Source organism: Bauldia sp. (assembly GCF_965232525.1).
Taxonomy (GTDB): Bacteria; Pseudomonadota; Alphaproteobacteria; order Rhizobiales; family Kaistiaceae; genus Bauldia.
In genome coordinates this window covers 3,207,973-3,230,674 of the sequence record NZ_OZ246980.1, presented here as the reverse complement: position 1 = coordinate 3,230,674, position 22,702 = coordinate 3,207,973, and the positions used below count along the sequence as shown (strand labels likewise).

At 64.7% G+C, this 22,702-nt stretch carries 20 protein-coding genes; 18 read left to right on the top strand and 2 right to left on the bottom strand.

Translation table 11 applies throughout. The features are described from left to right. The 9 genes from ACO076_RS15285 to ACO076_RS15245 all read left to right on the top strand — a co-directional run bounded on the left by ACO076_RS15285 (position 1) and on the right by ACO076_RS15245 (position 9,493). Positions 1-921: an ABC transporter permease gene (locus ACO076_RS15285; RefSeq protein WP_421723699.1), complete on the top strand. Its 921-nt coding sequence runs from the start codon at positions 1-3 to the stop codon at positions 919-921. A 93-nt stretch (positions 922-1,014) separates the two neighbouring features. After that, positions 1,015-2,082: a BMP family ABC transporter substrate-binding protein gene (locus ACO076_RS15280; RefSeq protein WP_421723698.1), complete on the top strand. Its 1,068-nt coding sequence runs from the start codon at positions 1,015-1,017 to the stop codon at positions 2,080-2,082. A gap of 100 nt (positions 2,083-2,182) precedes the next feature. Beyond that, positions 2,183-3,364 carry a urate hydroxylase PuuD gene (locus ACO076_RS15275; protein ID WP_421723697.1) on the top strand — a complete coding sequence of 394 codons (1,182 nt, stop codon included), beginning with the start codon at positions 2,183-2,185 and terminating at the stop codon, positions 3,362-3,364. 10 nt (positions 3,365-3,374) lie between these two features. Next, positions 3,375-3,896, top strand: coding sequence for a 2-oxo-4-hydroxy-4-carboxy-5-ureidoimidazoline decarboxylase (gene uraD / locus ACO076_RS15270; protein WP_421723696.1), 522 nt, complete (start codon positions 3,375-3,377; stop codon positions 3,894-3,896). Beyond that, positions 3,893-5,161 (top strand): allantoate amidohydrolase, encoded by a 1,269-nt coding sequence (locus ACO076_RS15265; protein ID WP_421723695.1) that lies wholly within the window; start codon positions 3,893-3,895, stop codon positions 5,159-5,161. The genes uraD and ACO076_RS15265 overlap by 4 nt, the downstream gene beginning before the upstream one ends. Before the next feature lie 103 nt (positions 5,162-5,264). Further along, positions 5,265-6,587: a proline--tRNA ligase gene (proS, locus tag ACO076_RS15260; protein WP_421723694.1), complete on the top strand. Its 1,323-nt coding sequence runs from the start codon at positions 5,265-5,267 to the stop codon at positions 6,585-6,587. Positions 6,588-6,687: 100 nt separating this feature from the next. Next, positions 6,688-7,911 carry a lipoprotein-releasing ABC transporter permease subunit gene (locus ACO076_RS15255; protein WP_421726742.1) on the top strand — a complete coding sequence of 408 codons (1,224 nt, stop codon included), beginning with the start codon at positions 6,688-6,690 and terminating at the stop codon, positions 7,909-7,911. Continuing rightward, positions 7,908-8,615, top strand: a complete 708-nt coding sequence (locus ACO076_RS15250) for an ABC transporter ATP-binding protein (RefSeq protein ID WP_421723693.1) — start codon at positions 7,908-7,910, stop codon at positions 8,613-8,615. Before ACO076_RS15255 ends, ACO076_RS15250 begins: the two co-directional genes overlap by 4 nt. A 5-nt stretch (positions 8,616-8,620) precedes the next feature. Beyond that, positions 8,621-9,493 (top strand): lytic transglycosylase domain-containing protein, encoded by an 873-nt coding sequence (locus tag ACO076_RS15245; RefSeq protein ID WP_421723692.1) that lies wholly within the window; start codon positions 8,621-8,623, stop codon positions 9,491-9,493. A gap of 10 nt (positions 9,494-9,503) precedes the next feature. On the opposite strand, the gene ACO076_RS15240 is transcribed toward ACO076_RS15245, so the two are convergent. Further along, a complete protein-coding gene (locus tag ACO076_RS15240) occupies positions 9,504-9,758 on the bottom strand; it encodes a hypothetical protein (protein WP_421723691.1) in 255 nt (84 codons plus the stop codon). Positions 9,759-10,165: 407 nt separating this feature from the next. Here ACO076_RS15240 and dnaE point away from each other — a divergent pair, with 407 nt between their 5' ends. Continuing rightward, positions 10,166-13,615, top strand: a complete 3,450-nt coding sequence (dnaE, locus tag ACO076_RS15235; protein ID WP_421723690.1) for a DNA polymerase III subunit alpha — start codon at positions 10,166-10,168, stop codon at positions 13,613-13,615. Here dnaE and ACO076_RS15230 read toward each other — a convergent pair. Beyond that, positions 13,612-15,000 carry a cytochrome P450 gene (locus ACO076_RS15230; protein WP_421723689.1) on the bottom strand — a complete coding sequence of 463 codons (1,389 nt, stop codon included), beginning with the start codon at positions 14,998-15,000 and terminating at the stop codon, positions 13,612-13,614. The genes dnaE and ACO076_RS15230 overlap by 4 nt on opposite strands. Positions 15,001-15,251: 251 nt before the next feature. Between ACO076_RS15230 and ACO076_RS15225 the strand changes: the two genes are divergently transcribed. From ACO076_RS15225 to rseP, 8 genes are all read left to right on the top strand, one after another. Beyond that, on the top strand, positions 15,252-16,352 hold the full coding sequence (locus ACO076_RS15225; RefSeq protein WP_421723688.1) for a 30S ribosomal protein S2: 1,101 nt from the start codon (positions 15,252-15,254) through the stop codon (positions 16,350-16,352). Between the two features lie 15 nt (positions 16,353-16,367). Beyond that, positions 16,368-17,291 (top strand): translation elongation factor Ts, encoded by a 924-nt coding sequence (tsf, locus tag ACO076_RS15220; protein ID WP_421723687.1) that lies wholly within the window; start codon positions 16,368-16,370, stop codon positions 17,289-17,291. Between the two features lie 72 nt (positions 17,292-17,363). Beyond that, a complete protein-coding gene (gene pyrH, locus ACO076_RS15215; protein WP_421723686.1) occupies positions 17,364-18,086 on the top strand; it encodes a UMP kinase in 723 nt (240 codons plus the stop codon). Positions 18,087-18,126: 40 nt separating this feature from the next. Beyond that, positions 18,127-18,672 (top strand): ribosome recycling factor, encoded by a 546-nt coding sequence (gene frr / locus ACO076_RS15210; protein WP_421723685.1) that lies wholly within the window; start codon positions 18,127-18,129, stop codon positions 18,670-18,672. 36 nt (positions 18,673-18,708) lie between these two features. Continuing rightward, a complete protein-coding gene (locus ACO076_RS15205; RefSeq protein WP_421723684.1) occupies positions 18,709-19,464 on the top strand; it encodes an isoprenyl transferase in 756 nt (251 codons plus the stop codon). 38 nt (positions 19,465-19,502) lie between these two features. Then, positions 19,503-20,300 (top strand): phosphatidate cytidylyltransferase, encoded by a 798-nt coding sequence (locus ACO076_RS15200; protein ID WP_421723683.1) that lies wholly within the window; start codon positions 19,503-19,505, stop codon positions 20,298-20,300. Beyond that, positions 20,297-21,544: a 1-deoxy-D-xylulose-5-phosphate reductoisomerase gene (gene dxr, locus ACO076_RS15195; protein ID WP_421723682.1), complete on the top strand. Its 1,248-nt coding sequence runs from the start codon at positions 20,297-20,299 to the stop codon at positions 21,542-21,544. The genes ACO076_RS15200 and dxr overlap by 4 nt, the downstream gene beginning before the upstream one ends. 15 nt (positions 21,545-21,559) lie before the next feature. Beyond that, entirely contained in the window at positions 21,560-22,690 is a 1,131-nt protein-coding gene (gene rseP / locus ACO076_RS15190; RefSeq protein ID WP_421723681.1) for an RIP metalloprotease RseP, read from the top strand. The last annotated feature ends 12 nt before the right edge of the window (positions 22,691-22,702 follow it).

Sequence of the window (22,702 nt, the reverse complement as noted above, 5' to 3'; positions counted from 1 at the left end):
GTGGGCATTCTTGAGAGCGTCCTGATCACAATCGTCACCGCCGCGACGCCGCTGATCTTCGCGGCGATCGGCGAGTTGGTGTCGGAACGGTCCGGCGTGCTCAATCTCGGGGTCGAGGGCATGATGGCCGTCGGCGCGGTGTGCGGCTTCGCCGGTGGGTTCCTGACCGGATCGCTGCTGGTCGGGGTGTTGGCCGCGATCGCCGGCGGGATGGCGATGGCCGCACTATTCGCGGTGGTGACTTTGTTCTTCGTCGCCAACCAAGTCGCCTCCGGTCTGGCGTTGACCCTGCTTGGACTGGGTCTATCGGCGCTGATCGGCGACGCGTTCGTGGGCGAACCCGGCCTCGATATGCCGATGGTCCATATTCCGGGCTTGTCCGATATCCCCCTGATCGGCGGTTTGATCTTCGGCCAGGACCCGCTGACCTATGTCGCCATAGCCCTGGTGATCCTGGTCGCCTGGTTCCTGTTTCGGACGCGGGCCGGTCTCATCCTCCGCTCGGTCGGCGACAACCATGACTCGGCCCATGCCCTCGGCTACAGCGTCGTGCGGGTTCGCTTCCTCGCCGTGCTGTTCGGTGGTGCCTGCGCCGGGCTCGGCGGTGGATATCTGTCGCTGGTCTACACGCCGCAGTGGACGGAGGACATGATCGCCGGGCGCGGATGGATCGCGCTGGCGCTGGTGGTGTTTTCGAGCTGGCTGCCCTACCGGGTAGTGGTCGGCGCGCTTTTGTTCGGCGGAATCAGTATCTTGCAGCTCCATGCTCAAGCACTTGAGGTGCCGGTGTCATCCCAGTTCCTGACGATGCTGCCCTACATCACAACGATCGTCGTTCTCGTCCTGATTTCCCGGAACCAGACGCTGTTGCGCATCAACACCCCCGCCTGCCTCGGGCGGCCATTTGTCCCGGATCGCTAGCCGAACCGGGCTTGCTTGCCGGCGATGTCTGGCGCAGATTTTGCAGAAGCAAAGGCCGACATTCCCGGTCTTTGACAAGAACAGGAGCCACTGATGCAAAAAACCATGATCGCCCTCGGCGCCGCGGCGTTGATCGCGATGACCCACGGGGCGGCAGCCGAAGACAAGCTGAAGGCCTGCTGGGTCTATGTCGGCCCCCACAACGACGGTGGCTGGTCGGAGGGCCACGACCACGGCCGTAAGGTGGTCGATGCCGAACTCGGCGACAAAGTCGAGACCAGCTATGTGGAGAACGTCGCCGAAGGCCCCGATGCCGAACGCGCGATCGAACGCCTGGCCCGATCCGGCTGCGGCCTCATCTTCACGACCTCATTTGGCTTCATGGATTCGACCATTGAAGTCGCCCAGAAATTTCCGGACGTAAAGTTCGAACATGCCACAGGCTTCAAGACCTCCGAGAACGTGACGGCCTACAACGCGCGTTTCTATGAAGGCCGCTATATCATCGGCCAGATCGCGGCGAAGATGTCGGAAGCGAACGTGGCGGGCTACATCGCGTCGTTCCCGATCCCCGAAGTGATCATGGGGATCAACGCCTTCATGCTCGGCGCCCAATCGATCAATCCGGACTTCGAGCTGAAGATCGTCTGGGTCAACACCTGGTTCGACCCCGGCAAGGAAGGCGATGCCGCCAAAGCGCTGTTCGATCAGGGTGCCGACATCATCGTTCAGCACACCGATTCACCGGCGCCGCTTCAGATCGCCCAGGATCGCGGGCTGTTCGGATTCGGCCAGGCCCATGACATGTTCGAGTTCGCCCCGAACGCGCAATACACCGCGATCGTCGACAACTGGGGGCCTTACTACGTCCGGCGGGTGCAGGCCGTGCTCGACGGCACATGGGAAAGCCAATCCAGTTGGGATGGCCTGAAGGAAAACACCGTCCTCATGGCGCCTTACACCAATCTGCCGATGGAGGTCATCGAGGCGGCCGAGGAAGTGGAAGCCCGGATCATCCTCGGCGAGTTCCATCCGTTCACCGGCCCGATCTTCAATCAGGAGGGTGAGCAGATGGCGGCCGACGGCGAAGTCCTCGATGACGGGACGCTGCTCTCCATGAACTGGTACGTGCAGGGCATCGACGACGAGGTGCCGCAGTAGCCTGCGGCTGCCCGTGCCGAAACGAACGCAATTGCGAGCGGGTCCGCCACGAGATGGCGGGCCCGTTTTCGCAGGTCCCTGATCCCACGGCGACGGCACGATGTCCGGATTCGTTCTCGAGTGGGTGAACCTGATCTTGCGCTGGGCCCATATGATCGTGGGGATCGGCTGGATCGGGACGTCGTTCTATTTCATCGCACTCGACCTCAGCCTGCGGCGTCGCAAGAACATGCCGGAGGGTGTGTACGGTACCGCGTGGGAGGTGCACGGCGGCGGTTTCTACCACGTCGAAAAATACCTGGTCGCACCGAAGTCGCTGCCGCCCGACCTGATCTGGTTCAAGTGGGAGGCCTATCTCACCTGGGTCACCGGCTTCGCCCTGCTGATCGTCCAGTACTATTGGAACGCCAACGCTTTTCTGATCAATCCCGCCGTCCTGCCGCTGCTGCCATCACAGGCGGTGGTGATCTCGCTGATGAGCCTTATAGCCGGTTGGTTCCTCTACGATGCGCTCTGCCGTTCGGCGATCGGCCGAAATCCCACCGCGCTCGCTGGCGCGGTGTTCGTCCTCATCGTGGTGGCGGCCTACATCGTCAGCCACGTTTTTTCGGCCCGCGGCGCGCTGATCCATGTCGGGGCCATCATCGGCACGATCATGGCGGTCAACGTCTTCGGCGTGATCATTCCCAACCAGAAGAAGATCACCGCCTCGCTGGTGGCCGGCGAAGCGCCCGATCCGCGGCTCGGCGCCGTCAGCAAGCAGCGGTCGGTCCACAACAACTACCTGACCCTGCCGGTTCTCCTGCTGATGGTGAGCAATCACTATCCGATGCTCGGAACCACCGGCGAGACCTGGCTGGTGATCGCGCTCATCCTGGTCGGCGGCGCGGGCGCGCGCCACATCCTCAACCGCCATGATGCGGGCGATCCGTTCTATCGGATCTGGTGGGCGTTTCCGGCGACTGGGGTGGCGCTCGCGGCGGCGATCTACGTGACGGCGCCGCGCCCCGATCCGAGCCTCGCCGGGCTGGAGGTGAGCGAAGGCGAGGTGCTGACCATCGTCGCCCGCCACTGTGCCACCTGCCACGCGAACCGGCCATCGCATGAAGGCTTCGACGAACCGCCCAAGGGCGTCGTGCTGGTATCGATCGAGGACGTCCAGACCCATGCCGACCAGGTGGTCGCGCAGACAGTCACCGGCGATGCGATGCCGCTTGGAAACGAGACCGAGATGACCGAGGACGAGCGGAGGCAACTTGGTGCCTTCCTGCTCAACCGCTAGAAACAGTGCCATGACCGAAGAACCCACGCCCATCGCGACCGTCAACCTGATGGACGAAGACGCCTTCGTCGAAGCGTTCGGGGATGTAGCCGAGCACGCGCCGTGGGTCGCGAGCGAAGCGGCGTCGCATCGTCCATTCGCCGGCCGCGAAGCGATGATCGCCGCGTTTCATGCCGCTATTGGCGATGCCGGCGCTGACGACCAGCACGCGCTTCTCAACGCCCATCCGGACCTCGCGGGCCGAGCGGCGATCGCCGGCGAACTCACGGCGGATTCGGCCAGCGAGCAGGCGGGCGTCGGGCTCGACCAACTCACCGAAGAAGAGTTCGCGCGGTTCTCGACCATGAACCGCGCCTACCGGAACCGCCACGGCATCCCGTTCATTCTTGCCGTACGCGGGGCCACCAAGGACGACATCCTCGCCGCGTTCGAGGAACGACTGGACCGGACGCCGGAGCAAGAACTGGTGACAGCGCTGGAGCAGGTCTGCCGTATCGTTCGGTTCCGGCTCGAGGATCGGGTTGCCGAATGACAATCGACCGGTCGGCCCTTGCCGAACGGGCGCAAGGGATGATCGATGCCCTGGCATCGATCTCGGCCGAACCGGGCCGTCTGACCCGACTCTATCTGAGCGAGGAGCACAAGGCCGCGGCCCGTCTCGTCAGCGAATGGATGCGCGACGCGGGCCTGACCGTTCGGATGGACGCGGCGGGTAGCGTTCGCGGCACTCTGCCCGCCGGTCGGTCGGCGCAGACAACCGAACGGCGTCTGCTGATCGGCTCGCATATCGACACGGTCGTCGACGGAGGGCGCTTCGACGGGACACTGGGGGTCATTGCGGGAATCCTGGCCGTCGAGAACCTTCGTGCGCGGGGTGTCGCGCTGCCGTTCGGACTGGAGGTTATCGCCTTCGGCGACGAGGAAGGGGTGCGGTTCCCGAAGACGCTGATCGGATCCTCGACGGTTGCCGGCATTCTCGACACAACGGCGCTCGACACGGTGGACGCCGATGGTGTGACCATGAGTGAGGCGCTACGCGCGTTCGGCGGCGATCCGCACGCGTTGGATGACGAGGCCTATGCGTCGGACGATGTGCTCGGCTATCTCGAAGTGCACATCGAGCAAGGACCTGTCCTCGAGCAGGCCGGCAAGCCGCTGGGCGCGGTGAGCGCGATCGCCAGCCAGGGGCGCTATCGCATCACGATTATCGGCGAAGCGGGTCACGCGGGTACGGTGCCGATGGCGGTTCGTCACGATGCGCTCGCCGCAGCCGCCGAGGTGATCCTCGCCATTGAAGCCGCGGCGACGAAACGCTCGGCGGACTCCTGTGTCGCGACGGTCGGCGCGCTGCAGGTGTCGCCGGGCGCGAGCAACGTCATCCCCGGAGCCGCGACCTTCAGCCTTGATCTCCGCGCCGCGACCGACGAGTCACGGACCACCGCCGCGGCCGAGGTGCGGGACTATCTTCGCGACGTCGGTCACCGGCGCGGGGTCAAGGTCAGCATGGACGCCGTCCATGAAAAACCGGTCGCCACCTGCGCACCGCGGCTCGGCAAGGCGATCGGCGGCGCTATCGAACGGGTGACCGGCGCGCCGCCGGTGACGATGATGTCCGGTGCCGGACATGATGGCCAGGCAATGGTTTCGCTGACCGAGATCGGCATGATGTTCGTGCGTTGCCGGGGTGGCATCAGTCACAATCCACTCGAGTTCGTCGAACCGGATGACATGGGTGTCGCCGTTCTGGCTCTGAGCGAGACCGTCCGGACTCTCGCCGACGATTCCGGCCAAGGCTGAACCAGCGCGCGTCACCGGCCCCCGGCCGTTTCGGGGCTTGTTTTTTCGGTACGGGATCGATTGACTGCCGCGCGCAAGCCAGACCCCAAGGATTCCTTCGCCGATGCGCCTTTCCCGCTACTTCCTTCCGATCCTCCGCGAGACGCCGAAGGAAGCTGAAATCGTCTCGCATCGGCTGATGCTGCGGGCCGGGATGATCCGGCAACAGGCCGCCGGCATCTATTCGTGGCTGCCGCTCGGTCAGCAGGTGCTCGCCAACATCGAACAGATCGTCCGCGAGGAGCAGAACCGGGCCGGCGCCATCGAGATCCTGATGCCGACCATCCAGCCAGCGGATCTCTGGCGCGAAAGCGGCCGGTACGACGACTACGGCCGGGAAATGCTGCGGATCGAGGATCGACACGAGCGCGACATGCTCTACGGCCCGACCAACGAAGAGATGGTGACCGACATCTTCCGCTCCGCGATCCGCTCCTATCGGGCGCTGCCGCTCAATCTCTATCACATCCAGTGGAAGTTCCGGGACGAGGTCCGGCCGCGGTTCGGAGTGATGCGGGGTCGCGAGTTCCTGATGAAGGACGCCTATTCGTTCGATCTCGACGAAGCGGCGGCGCGCGTCTCCTACAACAAGATGTTCGTCGCCTATCTGCGCACCTTCGCGCGCATGGGGCTCACCGCGATCCCGATGCGGGCGGAAACGGGCCCGATCGGCGGCGACCTTAGCCACGAGTTCCTGGTGCTGGCCGAAACGGGCGAGTCCGGTGTCTACTGCCATCGCGATGTCCTCGACATTCCCGCGCCGGGGGCGGACGTCGACTACGACGGCGACCTGGATACGGTCGTCGCCCCGTGGTCGGGCTACTACGCCGCGACCGAGGACGTGCACGACGCGGTACGGTTCGAGGCCGAAGTTCCTTCGGACAAGCGGCTGCATACCCGCGGCATCGAGGTTGGCCAAGTGTTCTACTTCGGCACCAAGTATTCGGCGCCGTTGAAAGCCACGGTGGCCGGACCAGACGGAACCGAGGTGCCGGTTCACAGCGGCTCCTACGGGATTGGCGTTTCCCGGCTGGTCGGCGCAATCATCGAGGCCTCGCACGACGAGGACGGGATCATCTGGCCGGAGAGCGTCGCACCGTTCCAGATCGGCCTGATCAACCTCAAGCCGGGGGATGCCGCGACCGATGCCGCCTGCGAGACGATCTACGATCGCCTTACGAAAGCCGGAATCACAGCCCTTTACGATGACGTTGAGAACCGGGCAGGGGCGAAATTCGCGACAATGGATTTGATCGGCCTGCCTTGGCAGGTCATTGTCGGACCGAAGGGAATCGCTTCCGGTGAGGTCGAGGTCAAGCGGCGTGCGACCGGCGAACGAGAGACGCTGACGATCGATGCTGCAATCAACAGATTCACCGCCGGTTGACGAAACGGTCACCGCGCAGCGAAAGGCGCCGCCTCGCCGCCCGCCGGTGAAACGGAAGCCGTTGCCGTCTGGCACCGGCGCGTTCTCGCGCTTCGAGTGGATGCTGGCGGGCCGTTATCTCAGGGCCCGCCGCCGCGAGGCGTTTATCTCGGTGATCGCCGGCTTCTCCTTCATCGGGATCATGCTCGGGGTCGCGACCCTGATCATCGTCATGGCGGTGATGAATGGCTTCCGGACGCAGTTGATCGACAAGATCCTCGGCCTCAACGGCCACCTGATCGTCCAGCCGATGGACTCGAAGCTGACCGACTACGAAGCCGTGGCGGCGCGGATCGCGGCGGTCGACGGAGTGATCTCGGCCGTGCCTCTGGTCGAAGGGCAGGCGCTCGCCAGCGGCTCCAACAACTCCAGCGGCGTTCTGGTCCGCGGCATTCGCGATGCCGACTTCCCGAGCGTGCGGGGTGTATCCGACAATATCCAGCTCGGCAGTCTGGTCGATTTCGCCGACGCCGGCGGGGTCGCGGTCGGAACCCGATTGGCGGCGTCGCTGGGCCTGACCACCGGCAGCAGCCTGACTTTGGTCTCGCCCAACGGGACCGTCACGCCGCTGGGGGTGACGCCGCAGATCAAGACGTATCCGGTGACCGCGATCTTCGAGATCGGCATGTCGGAGTACGATTCGAGTTTCGTGTTCCTGCCGTTCGAGGAGGCGCAGGCCTACTTCAACCTCGATGACGAGGCGAGTGCGATCGAGATCTATCTCGACGATGCCGACGCCGTCGACGAGCTGCGGCCGACAATCGAGCGGGCGGCCGACCGGCAAATCCTGCTGACCGACTGGCAGCAGCGGAACGTCACCTTCTTCTCGGCGCTGGAGATCGAACGCAACGTGATGTTCGTCATCCTCAGCCTGATCATCCTGATCGCCGCGCTCAACATCATCTCCGGCCTCACCATGCTGGTGAAGGAAAAGGGCCACGCGATCGCCATCCTGCGGACCATGGGTGCAACCCGCGGCGCGATCATGCGCATCTTCTTCATCATCGGATCGTCGATCGGTACGATCGGCACCATTGCCGGGTTCCTGCTCGGACTGGCGATATCGGCCAACATCGAAACGCTGCGCGGCTGGATTTCCGGCATGTTCCAGACCGACGTCTTCTCGCCGGAGCTCTATTTCCTGAGCCAGCTTCCGGCCGAGATCAATGCCGGCGAGACGATTGCCGTGATCGTCATGGCGCTCGCACTGTCGTTTCTGGCGACGCTCTATCCGGCATGGAGCGCGGCGCGGCTCGATCCGGTCGAAGCGCTCCGTTACGAATGAACGCGCCGCAAACCGGCAGGCCCCCACGCCCGGCGCTTCGGCTCGCCGGCGTCGAACGGTCGTTCGATCAGGCCGACCGCAAGCTGGTCGTGCTCGATGGCGCCGACCTCCGGATCTTTCCGGGCGAGCTGGTGGCCCTGGTGGCCCCGTCCGGGGCGGGAAAGTCGACGCTCCTGCAGATCGCCGGCCTGCTGGAGAAGCCCAATGCCGGCGATGTGATCGTTTCCGGGCGACCCGCCAGCGCGCTTTCGGACAAGGATCGCACCGCGATACGCCGGGTGCAGATCGGATTCGTCTATCAGTTCCATCACCTGCTCGGCGAGTTCTCCGCGCTGGAGAACGTCGTGATCCCACAGCTGATCCGGGGCCTGCCGAAGAAGGTGGCAATGGGTCGGGCGTTGCAGCTTCTCACCTACATGCGGGTCAAGGACCGCGCCGACCATCGGCCGGCCGAGTTGTCGGGGGGCGAGCAGCAGCGCGTCGCTATCGCGCGTGCGGTCGCCAACGCTCCGCGGCTCCTGCTGGCGGACGAACCGACCGGTAACCTCGATCCGGGGACCGCGAGTTACGTGTTCGACGGGCTCACCAAGCTGGTCCGAGCGTCGAAATTGGCGGCCCTGATCGCGACGCATAACCACGATCTTGCCGCTCGGATGGACCGACGGATTACAATCAGCAAGGGCAAGATCGAAGAACTGGACTAGCGCCGATGCGACCGTCGTCACTGTTCGCGCTGCTCACGGTCTTGCTTGTCGCGCCTGCTCTTGCCGAGGACGATGCGCCGAGCGCCGATCAACCGACAGACGGCGACGACCAGCAGACGATCTGCGATCTGATCGAAGGCGCGGCGGAGACCCATGCGATCCCGGTCGGCTTCTTCACCCGGCTGATCTGGAAGGAAAGTCGATTTCGGCCCGACGCGGTGAGCCCCAAGGGCGCCCAGGGCATCGCCCAGTTCATGCCCGGCACGGCGGCGCTCCGCGGCCTCGCCGACCCGTTCGATCCGATCGAAGCCGTGCCCGCCTCGGCCCACTACCTCAGCGACCTTGCCGCCCAGTTCGGCAATCTCGGCCTAGCGGCGGCCGCCTACAATGCCGGCGAGCGGCGGGTCGAGCGATGGATCGGCGGTTCGGGTTACCTGCCGCTCGAGACCCGCGATTTCGTTCTGACCATCACCGGCTATACCGCGGAGGAATGGAGCGCCGAGGAGAGCGCCGCCTCGGCCGAAGACGAAAAGGATACCGACTGCCTGACGCTCGCTGCCCGGCTCGCCAAACCGGGGGCAGGATCGGCGATCGAGCGCCGGATCGAAGCCGGCGACTGGGCACCGTGGGGGGCGCAGGTCGCGGGCAACTTTTCGCTCAACCGAGCCATGGCGAGCTATAGCCGTTTCCGCGACCGGTTCGCGGCGATCGTCGGCGACGACGCGCCGATGGTGGTCCGCGACCGCAACCGAAGCCGGGGACGAGCGCCGTTCTTCCACATTCGCCTCGGGACCGCGACCCGCGAAGCCGCGACTGACCTCTGTCGACGCCTCACGGCGGCCGGCGGCGCCTGCGTGGTCTTGAAGACGAAGCCTTGATTGGCTGGCGTCAGTGGCCGCTGACCAGGATGACCTTGAACTCGTCGTCCAGCTTGAAGTCGTATTCGCCGTCGTGGCACTCGGCGTCATCGATTTCGTAGATCACCGGATCGCCGGGCTCCATCTCCATGGTGCCGCCTTCGCAGTCCCAGAGATTGAGCGCCGCCTGGATGCTCTCTGCCTGCTCCGCCGAAACCGGCTCGTCGGCGAAAGCCGGGACTACGGCGAGCGCGGTGAGGGCCGTCAGGATCGTGAGTGTTCGCATCGTTACCTCCGTGTCTTCGGTCTGGCACCGGGCGAGTGTAGCCGTATCGGGACGACATCGGCGTGACATTCGTGCTCGGTCGGTTCTTTTCCTCGCAGGCGCGAAACAGTTGAATTCATTATCGATACGCCGTGAAGCCGTCAGCAGAAGACAGGAGCGGGGATGGCCTGCCTTGACAAAAGAACAAAACAAGAACAAACTCTCTTTCCAAGCTGGGAGATGAAGCCATGACCGCTTTCGTTCGAGACATCGCCGCCCTGATCGTTATCACCGCCTTCGTCGCCTCGGTTGGCGTCGTGTCGGAGACGGTACGCCTGGTGATGTGACCGGTAACCCCGGGAAAACCGGGGCGAGGCGTGGACAGGAATCAGATGGTCCGCGACACTTGGTGCGAAGAGGATCGCATCATGAGTCGCATTGCCGAGGACGTCGGTTTCGTCCACCTGCGGGTTCATTCCGCGTTTTCGCTGCTGGAAGGCGCGCTGCCCCTGAAGGAGCTGGCGAAGCTGGCCGCGGCCGACCGGATGCCGGCGCTGGGGATCGCCGACACCGGCAACCTGTTCGGCGCCCTGGAGTTCTGTTCCAAGATGGCGGCGGCGGGCGTTCAGCCGATCGTCGGCTGTCAGATCGCCGTCGACTTCGGCGACAGCGCCGATGCCGGCAGGACCGGCGGGTCGCCACAGCCCGGACGCCTGTCGGACATCGTTCTGATCGCAGCGACCGAGCAGGGCTACTGGAACCTGGTCAAGCTGGTTTCGATCTCGTTCATGGAGAGCGACGCGGGAGACCGGCCGCATCTCCGGATCGACCAGCTCGCGACCGCCATCGATGGGCTCATCGCCCTGACCGGGGGCCCTGGCGGGCCGGTGGACCGGGCTTTGGCCGCGGGGCAGAGCGACATCGCCGCGGCCCGGCTCGATCGCCTGGCCGGACTGTATCCGGATGCCCTTTATGTCGAGCTTCAACGCCATGGCCTTTCGACGGAACAGGCGGTCGAGCCGGATCTGGTCGATCTCGCCTATGCGCGCAATCTGCCGCTGGTCGCCACCAATGAGCCGTTCTTCCCGACCCGCGACGACTTCGAGGCCCATGACGCCCTGATCTGCATTGCCGAAGGCACGGTCATCGGCGAAGACAACCGTCGGCGCCTGACGCCCGAGCATGCCTTCAAGAGCCGGGCGGAGATGGTCGAATTGTTCGCCGACCTGCCGGAGGCGCTGGCCAACACGGTCGAAGTCGCCATGCGGGTCGCCTACTGGCCGGTCGCGCGACAGCCGATCCTGCCGCGCTTCGTCAGCGCCGGCGACGACGCGGAAGCTGCGGAAGCGAAACTCCTCCGCGAAGAGGCGGCGGCCGGATTGGAACGGCGGCTCGCAGCACACGGCATGGCCGACGGCTTGAGCGAGGAGGACTACAAACAGCGGCTGGCGTTCGAACTCGATGTGATCGAGGGGATGAAGTATCCGGGCTACTTCCTGATCGTTGCCGACTTCATCCAATGGGCCAAGGCGCAAGGCATCCCGGTCGGACCCGGCCGCGGCTCCGGCGCCGGCTCCGTCGTCGCATGGTCGTTGACCATCACCGATCTCGATCCGTTGCGGTTCTCGCTGTTGTTCGAGCGGTTCCTTAATCCGGACCGCGTTTCGATGCCGGATTTCGACGTCGACTTCTGCCAGAACCGCCGCGACGAGGTGATCCGCTACGTCCAGGGTAAGTACGGCGTCGATCAGGTCGCACAGATCATCACGTTCGGGTCGCTGCAGGCGCGTGCCTGCCTGCGCGACGTCGGCCGGGTGCTGCAGATGCCGTACGGGCAGGTGGACCGCATCGCCAAGATGGTGCCGCAGAATCCTGCCAACCCGGTGACTCTCAGGCAGGCGATTGCCGACGAGCCACGGCTTCAGGCGGAGGCCGAGAAGGAGACGGTGGTCGAGCGGCTCCTCACCATCGCCCAGAAGCTCGAGGGCCTTTACCGGCACGCATCCACCCACGCTGCCGGCGTGGTGATCGGCGACCGGCCGCTCGATCAACTGGTGCCGCTCTACCGCGATCCGCGATCCGGCATGAAGGTGACCCAGTTCAACATGAAATGGGTCGAGGAGGCCGGGCTGGTGAAGTTCGACTTCCTCGGGCTGAAGACACTAACCGTGCTCGACATCGCCGCCCGGCTGGTGCGCCGGCGGTCGCCCGACTTCGATCTGGCGACACTACCGCTCGACGATACACCGACCTTCGACATGCTGACCCGCGGTGAGACCGTCGGGGTGTTCCAACTGGAAAGTGGCGGCATGCGGCGCGCCGTCATCGACATGAAGCCGGACCGCTTCGACGATCTGATCGCCCTGGTCGCGCTTTATCGCCCCGGGCCGATGGCCAACATCCCGACCTACTGCATGCGCAAGCACGGCAAGGAGGTGCCGGACTACATCCACCCGCTGCTGGAGCCGACGCTGAAGGAGACCTACGGGGTCATCGTCTACCAGGAACAGGTGATGAAGATCGCTCAGATTCTCGCCGGCTATTCGCTGGCCGAGGCCGATCTGCTGCGCCGGGCGATGGGCAAGAAGATCCGCTCGGAGATGCAGAAACAGCAGAACCGTTTCGTCGAGGGCGCCGTCGAGCGCGGCGTCGACCGCCATCAGGCGGAATCGATCTTCAGTCTGCTGGCGAAGTTCGCGGAATACGGTTTCCCCAAGGGCCACGCGGCGGCCTACGCGCTCGTCGCGTATCAGACCGCCTACATGAAGGCGAACCATCCGGCCGAGTTCATGGCGGCTTCGATGACCCTCGACGCCGGCAACACCGACAAGATCGCCGAATTCCGCCGCGAGGCGATCCGCATCGGGATCGAGGTCGAGGCGCCGTCGGTCAATCGCTCCGGTGTTACGTTCGACGTCGCCGACGGCCGCATCCTCTATTCCCTCGCCGCGATCAAAGGCGTCGGCGCGCAGGCGGTCGAGCATCTGGTGGACGCACGTGCTTCCCAGCCGTTCCGCGATCTCGCCGGCTTTGCCGACCGTGTCGATCCCCGGGTCCTCAATAAACGGTCGCTCGAGAGCCTTGTCGCCGCCGGCGCGTTCGACGAGATCGAACCCGACCGTGCCCGGGTGTTCGCGGCGATTGATCGGCTGCTCGGTCTAGCCGCCCGCCGGCAAGACAGCGCGGCGGTCGGACAGTCCGAACTATTCGGCAACGGTGCCGCCGAGCCGATCGTTCTGCCGGTGGTGGAACCGTGGCAGGCCGCGGAGAAGCTGCAACGCGAGCATGACGCGGTCGGCTTCTATCTCTCCGCCCACCCGCTCGATGAATACAAGGCCATCCTCGATCGCATGCGGGTGCAAAGCTGGGCAGAGTTCGCCGAGTCCGTCCGACGCGGGGCTACCGCGGGGCGGTTGGCGGGCACCGTGACGGCGAAACAGGAACGGCGGATACGCAGCGGCAACCGGATGGGGGCCATTCAGCTCTCCGACCCGAGCGGCGCTTACGAGGCCGTGGTGTTTTCCGAGAGCCTCGCCGAATATCGTGACCTGCTCGAGCCCGGCCGGTCGATCGTCGCTCTGGTCAGTGCCGAAGAGCGGCCCGAGGGGATCAATGTGCGGATTCAGTCGGTCGAGCCGCTCGACCAGTTCGTCAGGGGCCTCAAGCAGCTTCGCGTCTTCGTTCGGGACGATTCGCCACTGCCGCATCTGAAGAAGCAGCTCGATCCGAAGGGCGAGGGGGCGGTCAGCATGATCGTCATGCTTGAAAACGGCGCCCGGGAAATTGAGGTGCGGCTCCCCGGCAAGTTCGCGGTCAGCCCGCAGATCGCCGGGGCCCTGCGGACCATTCGCGGAGTCGAGCAGGTGGAGCTCGCTTAACGCGGAGCGATCCGCAAGCGTAGCCCACCGCGCGGTTGCAGAGTGATCCGGGCGAGCGGCTCGACCACCGCGCCTTCCGGCAGCGCGAAGCGGAACCGCGATCCGATAGTGGCGAGCATCAGGAGCAGTTCGTAGGTGGCGAAGGCCTGGCCGATGCAGACGCGTGGTCCGGCACCGAACGGGATGTAGGCGCCACGGGGGATGGTGCGGCGGCCACGGTTCTGAAACCGCTCGGGCGCGAACAGGTCCGGCTCGTCCCAGAGCATCCGGTGTCGATGGACCACCCAAGGGGAGATGATGATCTCGTCGCCGCCGCGGATGCGCTCTCCGCCGATCTCGTCCGGACCGACGGCGCGGCGGCTGAAGAACGGCGCGGGAGGATAAAGGCGCAGCGCTTCGTCCATGACGCATCGGGTGAACGTTAGCCGGTTCAGGGTATCGGGATCGGCGAGGTCGTCGGGGGCGACGCTGCTGACTTCGCCCGCCAATCGATCGGAAGCCCACGGAAAACAGGCGAGCAGGTAGATCGCCCAGGCAAGCGCCGCCGCCGAAGTTTCGTGGCCGGTGAGGATGATGGCGAGGACGTTGTCGCGGACGAACCCGTCTTGCGCGTTTTTCGATGGTTTGGCGGCTAACAACCGGTCGAGAAGGTCGCCTTCGTCATGCGACCGCGGCGCCGCGCGGCGTCTTTCGATGACACGGTCGACGATCTGGCTCAGCGCCTTGACGCTGGCGCGCGATCGGATCGTGGCGAGCGATGGTATGGCCGGCGGGAACTTCAACATCGTGGGGATATCGACCTTGCCCTGGACCCGGAAATAGTCCTCCATGTGACGATGGATTGTCGGATGGGCGCCATCAAAATCACCGGAAAAACCATATTCTGAAATGATATCGAACGACATCTTCAGAAACGGCATGAAGATGTCGATCGCTTGGTTAGGTGGCTCACGAGACCAGTCGTCCGACAACCCGGCCGCTCCGGCCCGGACCGCCGCGAGCCACGGCTTAAGAAGGCGCGGGGTGAAGGCGGGGTTCGCGGCCTGGCGCCCGGTCCGCCAGGCGTCGCCCTCGGCAGTCAGTAGTCCATTGCCGAGCAGGGGTCGCACCCGCCGCTGCTGGAACTCACCGCGGATGTAGTTGCCAGCGTTCGAGACGCAGATCCGTTCGATCGCGGCCGGGTCGCTGACGATCAACGGTCCGGGGGCGCGATTGGTGAGACGCGCTACCGGTTGCTCGTAGACATGAGCCGGAAAGGCGGCGATCGGGTTGTCGCGAACCAGCCGCCAAAGCTTGAGCAAGCCAATTCGGCCGCGGGGCGGTACCGGTGCCGCCGGGCGATAGCGGTCCGGAATGGTCAGGCCGCCTGTCGTGCCGTCCGCCATCCTCCCCCCAAAAGGCTGGTTCGTCCGAGACACGGTGAGTCTAGCGGAGGCACCAAAACGACGAAAGCGACCATGTCGGGTATTGCGCCGGCACCGGGCGATCCCTATAACCCGCGCATCACACACGCGGGAATAAGGTCGTTTATCCGGGTTATCCTGGGCCAGCGGCCTGACCGGTGCCACCAAAAGTGGCGAGCGGCGTCAGTCGCGCATCCCGCGGAGGAACAACCGGTGAAGGAGATACGGTAGTCATGGCACTGCCAGATTTTACTATGCGCCAGCTGCTCGAGGCCGGCGTTCATTTCGGCCACCAGAAGCATCGCTGGAACCCGAAGATGGGCCCGTTTATCTATGGGGTCCGCAACAATATCCACATCATCGATCTCGCCCAGACCGTACCGATGCTCTACCAGGCATTGCAAGCGGTCAGCGACACTGTCGCCCAGGGCGGCCGGGTGCTGTTCGTCGGGACCAAGCGGCAGGCGACCGAGCCGGTGGCCGCGGAGGCGACCCGTTGCGCCCAATACTACGTGAACGCCCGCTGGCTGGGCGGCATGCTGACCAACTGGAAGACGGTCTCTCGCTCGATCCAGCGTCTGCGCGAAGTCGAGGAACTGCTCGCCGGCGAGGTCACGGGCCTCACCAAGAAGGAGCGGCTGACCCTGACGCGCGAGCGCGACAAACTCGAGAAGGCGCTCGGCGGCATCAAGGAAATGGGCGGCGTGCCGGATCTGGTCTTCGTGATCGACACCAATAAGGAATCGATTGCCGTCGCCGAGGCCAACCGGCTGGGTATCCCGGTCGCGGCGATCGTCGACTCCAATTCCGACCCGGACAACGTCACCTTCCCGATCCCGGGCAACGATGACGCCGGCCGGGCGATCACGCTCTACTGCGATCTCTTCGCCAAGGCGGCGATCGACGGCATTTCGCGGGCGCAGGGCGACGCTGGTATCGACGTCGGCGAAGCGGAGGAGGTTCTCGAACCGGCGGTCGCCGACTCGGCCCCGGCGACAAACGGGGCCGACACGAGCATGGCCGAAGCTGAGGCAGTAGAGCCTCAAACGGCGGAAGCCGCCCGTGAGGCCGCCGAAGCCGAAGCGGCGGTGGCGGAAGAGGCCGCGCCACTGTTCACCGCGCCGGACGGCGACCCCGACGATCTGAAGAAGATCACCGGCATCGGTCCGGCGCTGGAGCAGAAGCTCCACAAGCTCGGGATCACCAAGCTCGATCAGGTGGCGAACTTCTCCGACGAGGATATCGAGCGCGTCGACAACGCTCTTGATTTCAAGGGGCGCATTCAACGCGACGACTGGATTGGTCAGGCCAGGACGCTGACCGGCAAAGAATAACCCGAAGGCACCGACATGGCGATTTCTGCGACACAGGTGAAAGAGCTCCGCGACCAGACCGGCGCGGGGATGATGGACTGCAAGACGGCGCTGACCGAGACCGATGGCGACATCGAAGCGGCGATCGACTGGCTTCGCGCCAAGGGCTTGTCCAAGGCGGCCAAGAAGGCCGGCCGGGTCGCCGCCGAAGGCCTGATCGGCATCGCGACGGCGCCGGGCAGGGCGGTGATGGTCGAGGTCAACTCGGAGACCGACTTCGTCGCCCGGAACGCGGAGTTCCAGAGCCTCGTCGCGGGTATCGCCAAGGCGGCTCTGTCGACCGACGGGTCGGTGAACGCGGTTGCCGCGGCGAAGATGCCGGACAGCGAGCAGACCGTTGAGGACGCGCTTCAGGCAGCGATCGCGACCATCGGCGAGAACATGACGCTCCGCCGCGCGGCGGTGGTCGAGGTCGATCCCGGCGTCGTGGCGACCTATGTCCACAACGCCGCCGCTCCCAATCTCGGCAAGATCGGCGTGATTGTCGGCGTCGCCTCGGAAGGCGACTCCGACAAGCTGTCGACCCTCGGCAAGCAGATCGCGATGCACATCGCGGCGGCGTCTCCGCTGGCGGTCCGCGAAGAAGAAGTCCATCCCGACGTGGTGGCCCGCGAGAAGGCGATCTTCTCCGAGCAGGCGCGCGAATCCGGCAAGCCCGAAGCGATCATCGAGAAGATGGTCGAGGGTCGGATCCGCAAGTTCTACGAGGAAGTCGTGCTGTTGTCGCAGGCCTTCGTGGTGGACGCCGACAAAACCGTCGGCGAGGCCGTCGCGACAAACGACGCCGGCGCGGCCGTCAACATCACCGAATTCGTGATGTTCCGGCTCGGCGAGGGGGTCGAGAAAGAGGAAACCGACTTCGCCGCCGAGGTGGCGGCCGCGGCCAAGACCGACGGCTGAAGCGGCTCAAGTGACATCGTCCCGGTCATCGTGTAACCGGTCTGCCGACAGACGGGTGACGGACCGGGGCGTATGACCGAAAAACTTCAATACAACAAGGTGCTGCTTAAACTCTCGGGCGAGGTGCTTGCCGGAGACAGCGGCACCGGTATCGACCAGGCGGTGGTGGAGCGCCTGGCCGATGAGATTGCCGAAGCATCGCGCCTGGGCGCGCGGATCGGGATCGTGATCGGGGGCGGCAATTTCGTCCGCGGCGCAGCGGCGGAGAAAGCCGGTATCGACCGGCTGGCCGGCGACCAGATGGGCATGCTCGGCACCATCATGAACGCCATCGCCTTTCGCGAGGCCCTGACGCGGCGCGATGTCGCAAATCGGATGCTCTCCGCGGTTCCGGCTCCCACCATCTGCGATACTTTCACCCAGCGCGCTGCCGACGAGGCCTTCGCAGCGGGAGACGTGCTCCTCTTCGCCGGCGGCACCGGCAATCCATTCTTCACCACCGATACCGGCGCGGCGCTGCGCGCCGCCGAAATGCGGTGTGATGCTTTGCTGAAGGGAACTCAGGTCGACGGCGTCTATTCGGCCGATCCGAAGAAGGACCCAACCGCGACCCGGTACGACCGGCTCAGCCACGCCGACGTCCTCGAGAACGGGCTAGCGGTCATGGACGCCGCAGCGGTTTCGCTTGCCCGCGCGAACCGCATTCCGGTAGTTGTCTTCTCAATTCTGCAGGCCGGTGCAATCGTTGCTATTCTGACCGGCAACGGACGCGCAACGATTGTCACGGATAGCTGACAAACCCGACGCCGTCAGCATGGCTCAGGGGGATGGTGTAATGGACTTTAACGATCTCGAACGTCGTATGAATGGTGCCGTGTCGGTGCTCAAGAGCGAACTCGCAGGGCTCAGAACCGGGCGAGCGTCGATCAGCCTGCTTGAGCCGATCACCGTCGAAGTCTATGGCGCGGCGATGCCGCTCAATCAGGTCGCGACAATCAGCGTTCCGGAATCGCGCATGCTGTCGGTTCAAGTTTGGGATCGCTCGAACGTTCAGGCCGTCGACCGGGCGATCCGGGAATCGAGCCTCGGGCTCAATCCGATCGTCGAAGGCGAGTTGCTGCGCATTCCGATACCGGAACTGAACGCCGAACGCCGGCAGGAGCTGGTGAAGGTCGCGCACAAATACGCTGAGCAGGCCAAGATCGCGGTCCGCCATGTCCGTCGCGACGGCATGGACACGCTGAAGAAGGAAGAAAAAGACGGCATGGGCGAGGACGAGAGCCATGGCGTCGCCGATCGTATCCAGGCGCTGACCGATGGGCATGTTCGCGAAATCGACGAAATGCTGAGCCAGAAAGAGGCAGAGATCACTCAGGTCTGACGACCGCGTCTCAGGCTCTTTCCGACGGACCGTGCGATGAGAGCACAAGCCACCGAGCAGACCGTTGTCGCCGAAACGGGAGGGGCGGCCGAGCCTCCCACCCATATTGGCATCATCATGGACGGCAACGGTCGCTGGGCGGTGGCGCGCGGGCTGCCAAGAAGCGAGGGCCATCGACGTGGCGTCGAGGCGGTGCGGCGTACGGTCGACGCCGCTGCACGGCTTGGCGTGCGCTATCTGACTTTGTTCAGTTTTTCATCGGAGAACTGGGCGCGTCCGCCTGCCGAGGTCGATTTTCTTCTCGGGCTGTTGCGCATCTTCATTCGCCGCGATCTCGCCAAGCTCCACAGTCAGGGCGTGCGTGTTCGCATGATCGGCAATCGGGTGGGGCTGCCGCGCGATATCGCCGAACTTATCCGACAGGCGGAAGACCAGACGGATGGCAATGCCGGGCTCCAGCTTTTCGTCGCCTTCAACTATGGCGGGCGGGAAGAGATGGTGCGAGCCGTTCGCAAAGTCGCGGCCGAGGCGATCTCGGGAGAGCTATCGCCGGACGCAATCGATGAAACGACCATCGCTCGTCACCTCGACACGGCCGATGTTCCCGATCCGGATATGATCATCCGGACCAGTGGAGAGATGCGGCTCAGCAACTTCCTGCTGTGGCAATCCGCCTACGCGGAACTGGTCTTCGTGCCGATCTACTGGCCGGACTTCGACGGGGCGGCCCTGCAGTCGGCAATAGACCAATTCTCCTCGCGCTCACGCCGCTATGGCGGGGTCGCCGGGTGACGACAGGCCGCGCTCCAACCGCTCCCGTGGAGGTGAAAGTGGCGACGAGGGAGCTTGCGACACGCGTTGCGTCGGCGATCGTCCTTATCGCCATTGCCGCCTTTGGGGCGTGGTGGGGCGGGCTGGCAAGCGGCTTGGTCGTCGCTGCTCTGGTCGCCATCGTCTACCTTGAATGGTCTCAGATCATCGCCGCGGAGAGCGCCTCGTCATGGATCGTGGCGGGCGGACTCGCGGTTGGAATGGCCCTTGCCGGGATGGGATTCCTGCTACTGGCTTTTCTGTTCTGCGCCGGGTTGGCCCTGGCCGGCGGGCTGGCACCGCCGCGACCCTGGCGTCTGATCGGAATCGTGTACGCGGCCGCGTTCGGCCTCTCGCTCCTGGTGCTTAGGGCGCCGACCGGAGGTCTTCAGGCGATCGCATTCCTGCTGCCGGTCGTCTGGGCGACCGACATCGGCGCTTTTTTCGCTGGACGCGCCATCGGTGGAGCGAAGCTCTGGCCGGCTGTGTCGCCCAACAAAACCTGGGCTGGCGCGATTGGCGGGCTGGCTTCGGCGATCGTGGTTGGTGTGGCCGTGGCCGCGGCGCTGGCAATCCCGCTGACGATCATGTTGGTAGCGGTGATCGTGGCGCTGTCGGTCGCTTCGCAGTGCGGCGACCTGTTTGAGTCACACCTCAAGCGGCGGTTCGGTGCGAAGGATTCGAGCAAGCTCATTCCCGGTCATGGCGGACTGATGGACCGGGTAGACGGCCTCGTCTTCGCCGCCGTGGTCGCCGTCGTCATCGGTCTCCTTCACGGCGGCCCGAACGACGTGGCGAGGGGGCTCGTTGCCTGGTGACCACGTCGTCAGAAACAGTCTCGGACACGACGGCAGAGACCGTGCCCTCGGACGGTGGTCCGAAGCGGATCTCCATCCTCGGCGCCACCGGATCGATCGGAACGAGCACCGTCGCCGTGCTTTCGGAACAGCCGGATTCCTTCACGGTGGAAGCCGTGACCGCCTTTGGTAACGCGAAGAATCTCGCGCGGGTCGCCCGGGAAGTGAAGGCGCGGATCGCGGTCATCGCCGATCCCAACGGGTATGCGGCGCTCGCGGACGCGTTGGAGGGAACCGGTATCGAAGCCGCCTCAGGGGAGCAGGCCATTCTGGAGGCCGCGGCCCGTCCCGTCGATGTTGCGGTCGCCGGTATCGTTGGTGCCGCCGGCCTACAGCCAACGCTTGCGGCAATTCGGGCCGGTTCCAGCATCGCCTTGGCCAACAAGGAGTGTCTCATTTGCGCCGGAAGCGTGTTCCTTCAGGAAGCAAACCGCGCCGGGGTGACGATCCTGCCGGTGGACTCCGAACACAACGCCATCTTCCAGGCGTTGGGCGGCCACGCGGTCGAGGATGTCGAGAAAGTGGTCCTCACCGCGTCAGGCGGACCGTTTCGCGAGTGGTCCAAGGCGGCGATGGCCGGTGCACGCCCCGACGAAGCGCTGAAGCACCCGAACTGGTCGATGGGGCCAAAGATCACGATCGATTCCGCGACCTTGATGAACAAAGGCCTCGAACTGATTGAGGCACATCATCTTTTCGAGATCGACGAAGGGCGGCTTGACGTTCTCGTGCACCCGCAGTCCATCGTCCACGGCATGGTGGCCTTTCACGATGGTACGACGATTGCGGCGCTGGGCGCGGCGGACATGCGAATTCCGATCGCACACTGCCTGACCTGGCCCGATCGCGGTGTCTCGGACAGTCCTCGCATGGACCTCGCCAAGGTCGGCAAGTTGACATTTGCCAAGCCGGACACAAGTCGGTTTCCTGCGTTGACGATAGCCCGCGACGCGCTCCGCGCCGGCGGCTGGGCCACTAACGTGCTCAACGCGGCCAACGAGGTCGCGGTTAAAGCTTATCTTGGCGGTGATATAGGGTTCCTCGAAATCGCCCGATTGGCTGAGGATACCGTCGATGCCGCGCGTTCCGCGGGTCTGGACCGGTCGCCATCGACAATCGGGGACGCTTTGGCTCTCGACCGGGAAGGCCGTCGCATCGCGTCGGCACAGGTCGCACGGTTCGCGGCAAAGACCACGTTGCAGTAAAGGACATCACGCCACATGGAGGCTTTCTACTCCCTTCCGGCCCCCGAATTGGTCCTCCGTCTCATCGTTCCGGTGCTGATCATTCTGACGGTGATCGTGTTCATCCACGAACTGGGGCACTTTCTTGCGGCCCGCTGGTGCGGGGTGGGAGTGCGGGTCTTCTCGGTCGGTTTCGGCCCGGAGTTGTTCGGTTTCACCGACCGGCATGGAACCCGCTGGCGGTTTTCGGCGATTCCGCTCGGCGGATACGTGAAGTTCGTCGGCGATGAGAATGAAGCAAGCCAAACGGATCGCGACGCGCTCGCGAAAATGAGCGACGAAGAGCGACGACGATCGTTCGCGGCCAAGGGGGTCGGTGCGCGCGCTTTCATCGTCGCAGCCGGTCCGGCGGCCAATTTCATCCTGGCGATCGCCATATTCGCAGTCGTTTTTGCGGTGAATGGGCGCCAGATCTCGCTTCCGCGGGTCGACACCGTGGTCGCCGCCAGCCCCGCAGAAGCGGCAGGTTTTCAGGCCGGCGACGTCATCGTCTCGATCGACGGGACCGCCGTCGACAGCTTCGCGGACGTCATCCGCGTCGTCAGCTTCAGTGGCGGTGCGCCGCTTCAGATCGGTGTAGAGCGCGGTAGCGAAACGCTGGTTCTGACCGCGACGCCGGAGAGGCGCGAGGAAACCGATGCGTTCGGCAACGAAAGCGAGCGCTGGATCCTCGGGATTCAACACGCCGCCACAGCCGATGACATCCGCACGGAGCGCTACTCGGTCCCGGGCGCGGTTGGACTTGCAGTCGCCGAGACCTGGTTCATCGCTGAGCGGACGGTCTCGTATCTCGTTGGAATCATTGTCGGACGGGAATCCGTCGATCAACTTGGGGGCCCGGTGCGCGTCGCCGAAATCTCCGGTCAGCTCTCGACGCTCGGTATCCTGCCGCTGATCAATTTGACGGCGTTCCTGTCCATTTCGATCGGGCTAATCAATCTGTTTCCGGTACCGATCCTGGACGGCGGACATCTGATGTTCTTCGCATTTGAGGCGATCCGGGGGCGGCCTCTCAGCGAGCGGGCGCAGGATATCGGTTTCCGCATCGGATTCGTGGCGGTTGTGATGTTAATGATATTCACCACCGTCAACGATATTATGCGTTGAATCCGTTGCGAT